Origin of the sequence: Microbacterium sp. (genome assembly GCF_031988965.1) — a bacterium.
Lineage (GTDB): Bacteria > Actinomycetota > Actinomycetes > Actinomycetales > Microbacteriaceae > Microbacterium.
Map to the genome: position 1 here is coordinate 1 of NZ_DALZXX010000177.1, position 4,732 is coordinate 4,732.

General features: G+C 70.4%; 3 protein-coding genes. 2 read left to right on the forward strand and 1 reads right to left on the reverse strand.

Features of this window, described 5'->3' with window-relative positions; translation table 11 throughout:
• Together RTM68_RS16835 and RTM68_RS16840 are read left to right on the forward strand one after the other, a co-directional pair.
• On the forward strand, positions 1-1,889 hold a 1,889-nt coding region (locus tag RTM68_RS16835; RefSeq protein WP_312173142.1), incomplete at its 5' end, for an alginate lyase family protein.
• Positions 1,890-1,929: 40 nt separating this feature from the next.
• Positions 1,930-3,696, forward strand: coding sequence for a carbohydrate-binding protein (locus RTM68_RS16840; RefSeq protein WP_312173145.1), 1,767 nt, complete (start codon positions 1,930-1,932; stop codon positions 3,694-3,696).
• An 88-nt stretch (positions 3,697-3,784) separates the two neighbouring features.
• Here RTM68_RS16840 and RTM68_RS16845 read toward each other — a convergent pair.
• On the reverse strand, positions 3,785-4,732 hold a 948-nt coding region (locus tag RTM68_RS16845), incomplete at its 5' end, for a LacI family DNA-binding transcriptional regulator (protein WP_312173143.1).

Consider the following 4,732-nt stretch of genomic DNA (forward strand, 5'->3'; position numbering starts at 1 on the left):
TCCCGGCCGCAGCCGGATCCGCACCCGAGATCGTCGAGACCGTCAGCGATGCCGGCTTCGCGCATCCGGGCATCGGCTTCACGGCCGACCACCTCGAGAACATGCGCACGCAGGTGCTCGCCGGGGTCGATCCGTGGTCGAGCTACTACGACGCGATGGTCGACACCCGCTACGCCGCGCTCGACTACCGCGTCGAGAACGCGCAGCCCGGCACCGACGTCCCGAAGAACGACGCCTATGCCAGCGTCTCGATGCGCTCGATGGCGCAGCGTGACGGCATCGGTGTGATGACCCAGGCGCTCGAGTACGTCGTCACGGGCGACGAGCGGTACCGCGCGAACGCCCTGCACGGGCTGCGGGCGTGGAGCAGCCTCGACCCGGCGAAGTACGAGTACTTCGCCGACGCCCATATCCACACGGGCGTGCCGCTGTACTACATGCTGATCGCGGCAGAGCTGATCCGCAGCACCGAGCCGGCCGACGCCGACCTCGACGGGTACGACCTGCGGTGGACGGATGCCGACCAGCAGCGCATCGAGGACAATCTGATCCACCCGGTGCTCGAGACCTTCCTGTCCTCGAAGAACCGGCTCTGGAACCAGCACCTCTACGGGGTGATCGGCATGATCTCGGCGGCGATCTTCCTCGACGACGCCGACCTCTATGCCGAGCGGGTGGAGTGGTTCACGGTCAACGCCGGCTACGAGAGCGAGCACGACCTGTACGGCGGCAACGTGAACGGCTCGCTGGAGCAGCTGTTCCGGGAGATCCCTGCGGATGCGGCCGGGAACACGACCGGTGCTCCGTTCGTGCAGCACATGGAGATGCTGCGCGACCAGGCGCACGGCCAGGGTGACGTCGACCTCTTCGTCGCCCTGGCCCGCATCGTCGACGCGCAGGGCACGAGGATCGATCCGGATGCCGGGACGGTGTCGGAGGCAGCGGATGCCGTCTCGCCCTACGACTTCCTCGACCACCGCATCCTCGACGGCGCCGACACCTTCTACTCGTTCATGATGGGCGAGGAGGTCCCCTACGTTCCGGCGAACGAGGGCGGAGCGATCTCGCAGGCGTACCGCGGCCGGCTGCAGGATCCGCTGAGCGAGGCGTATCTGCAGTACCGCTACGTCGCCGACGTCGATGTCGCCGCCGAGGCTCCCCATGTCGCCGAGCTCTATGAGCAGCGCGACGGCCCGCTGTACTACTACGGCACGGGCGTGCAGAACTTCTGGAACGACCGCGGCTCCGATTACACCGGTGCCGAGTACTGGGTCGCGTTCCCCGAGGAGCTCGCCGACGTCGACGGCTCGGTCGCACCGCTCGCGCCCGGCGCCGAGCTCTCGGTCGGGACGTTCGGCACCCCACTCGGCGCGGGCGCCGCGCGCGATGAGGATGCCGACGGCGCGTCGTTCATCCGACTCGATGCCGGTGCCGACGATGCGAACCTCGCGATCAGGCGCGCCGTCTGGGGTGACCGGGCCGCCGCCCAGTCGCTGGTGGGGGTGAAGGTGCGCAGCGACGGCACTGCGCGTCTGCAGGCCGCCCGAACCGCGGAGGAACCGCCGTTCGCCGAGATCGTCGTACCCGACACGGGTGGTGAGTGGCGCTACGTCTGGCTGGATCTGGCGCTGGCGAAGACTCCCGCCGCGGTGGGGGACAACATCCTGTTCCTGCGTGCGACCGGCTCTGACGCGAAGGTCGACGTCGCGGGGCTGCTGGCAGGCCGGCGGAGTGCTCACGCCGCCGGCGTTCACGGATGCTCCCGCGCTCGATGCCGTGCTGGTCGCGGGCGAGCCCTGGACGCGCGGAGTCGAGACGACGGACGCCGCCGGCGAGACCGTCACGCTCTCGCTGCAGGATGCCCCTTCGGGGGTGACGCTGCAGGGTGACGAGCTGAGCTGGACTCCGTCGCAGCCGAGCGCCGCGGCGATGACGCTCGCGGCATCCGACGGCACGACGGTGACGGCGCTGCCCGTGACGATCACGGTGGCCGAGAGCCGCGATGCGGCGATCGCCGAGCTGGTCGGCCGCGTCGGCGCGAGCGCGGACTACACCTCGGCGAGCTGGACGTCGTTCCTCGAGGCGCGTGCGGATGCCGAGCAGGGGGCGGCGGGTGCGGATGCCGCGGCCTTCTCGGCACTGCTCGAGAGTCTCGGCGATTCCGTGTCGGGTCTCGTGACGCTGAACCCCGTGCTGGCCGACGGCACGCTCGACTACCGCACGCTCGTGAGCGCTCCGCCGCTCACGGCCGCGCAGCTGACCGCCATCACCGACGGCGACAACCAGACGAGCTGGGGAGACCAGCGCGTGCCGAGCATCGTGTTCGACTTCGGCTCGGCGTTCCGCGTCGATGCCGACCGGTTCGGCTTCCAGGCGAGGGACACGTTCCCGAACCGCGCCGAGGGCACGAACGTCTACGGCTCGAACGACGGAGCCACGTGGACGCTGCTCACCGAGCATCCGAACGCGGGCCAGGACTCCTCGATGGAGTGGGTCGAGGTTCGCGCCGAGGTGCGTGACCAGGCGTTCCGCTTCGTGAAGTTCCAGGTCGACGAGCCCGGCGTCCCGTCGGACCCGGCGTACCCGGGCATCTGGAGCATCGCCGACATCCGCATCGACGGATCCCGCATCGAGGCCGTCGGGTCGATGGACACCGTCTCGATGTCGTCTGCCGCCGCGGTCGCCGGGCGCGTGGTCGCCGGTGACGAGGTGACGCTGTCGATCAGCGGTGACCCCGGCTCGACCGATGTCGCCGTGACGGTGCTCGGCGTGCCGGCCTCGATCACCTCGACCGAGTCGGGGACGTGGGTCGCGCGAGCCGTGCTGCCCGACAGGGGGCCGTCAGGCGCGTCGGTCGGGTTCACGCTCGACTTCACGACGCCCGACGGGCGGCAGGCCGACACGGTGTACGCCACCACCGACGGGTCGACGCTGTTCCTCTCGAGCGATGACGGACGCATCGATTCCGCGTTCCGGGAGGCGACGGTGCTGCGCCCCGACGGAGTTGTCGACGGCGCCTGGACGCAGTACACGGCCAGGATGCTCGACGGCGATCCGGCGACGCACTCCGACACGCGACTCAACTCGGGCACCTACGGCAACATGTGGGACTTCGGACCCGACACGACGGTGTCGCTCAGCGGAGCCGACCTGCTCGTGCGTCAGGACGGGTACGGCACCTCGCGCATCGCGGACATGCGTCTGGAGGGATCGAACGACCTGCAGTCGTGGACGCGGCTCACCCCTGCGGCGCCCGCGAAGACGCTCGACTGGCAGCAGTGGACGGTGACGGACGACACGGCCTTCCGCTACATCCGGCTGGTGAACGGCCAGATCCTGAACGTGGCGGAGCTCATCGTGTTCGGCGAGGTCGCGACGGGCCCCGCGGTGCCCGCCTGGGACCCGGCCGCGGTCTACGACACCGGTGACGAGGTGTCGCACGACGGATCCGTGTACACGGCGCAGTGGTGGACGCGGAACGAAAGGCCCGGCAGCACCGCGACAGGGTCGTGGATGCAGCAGGGTGCCCCGGTGCCCGAGGCGGGCGATGGCGTCCGCACGTGGACGCCGTCGCACGTCTACGTCGGCGGAGAGACGGTCGCGCACGAGGGGCACACCTTCCGCGCGGCCTGGTGGACCAGGAACCAGGAGCCGGGCGACCCGCACGGCCCCTGGCAGGATCTCGGGGCGTACTGAGGCTGGCGAGCGTGAGCGGTGCGGTCGGAGTTCTCCGGTCGCACCGCTTCGTCGCCGTGTCTGCGCTCTGCGGGGTGTCGTCCGGTTCTCAGGCCCGCACGGGGCCGGTCGATCCGCGGACGATCAGCTCGCTCGGCAGCACCACGGCACCGTCGTAGGCCCCGCCGACGGCGATGCGTCCGGCGAGCTCGCCGACGTCGTGGAACGGCGCCCGCACCGTCGTGAGCGAGGGCGTCAGGTCGGCCACGAGCTGCATGTCGTCGAAGCCGACGACCGAGATGTGCGCCGGGATCGCGATGCCCGCCTCGTGCAGCGCACGACAGACGCCCACGGCCATGACGTCGGTCTGGCACACGATCGCGGTGACGTCGGAGTGGTTGTCGAGGAATGCGACGGTGGCGGCGGCGGCCTCATCGGAGGAGTTGCCGCTCTGCACGGCCAGCGCGGCGTCGAACGCGATCCCGGCGCCGGCGAGTCCGTCCTGATAGCCGAGGAAGCGCTGGTGAGGGGTGGTCATCTCGTCGAGCGAGCCGACGAAGGCGATGCGACGATGCCCGAGCCCGACGAGATGCTCGACGCCGCTGCGCACTCCGCCGCGGTGGTCGTAGTCGATCGATGCGATCTGCGGGTGGTGGGGGAGCGCGGCACGACCGCACAGGATCAGCCTCGCGCCCACTCGCGCGAGCGTGGTCGCGTACCGCTGGGCGCGCTGCTCGAACTCCTCCGTCGCGGGCGTCGAGCCGACCAGCAGGACCGCCGCGACCCGCTGCTCGCTGAGTGTCTCGATCAGCGCGGCCTCGCGGTCGACGTCTCCGCCGGTCGTGCACATCGTGAACAGGTGCCCGTTCGCGGTCGCGACGTCTTCGGCACCACCGGCCATCGTGGCGAAGGTGGGGCCGACCATGATGCTCGACACGAACGCGATGCTGCGCCGGCCGACGCCCATCATCGACCGGGCGAGACCGTTCACGACGTAGCCGAGCTCTTCGGCGGCGGCAAGCACACGCGCATGGCTTGCGGATTTGCCCGCGGCCCG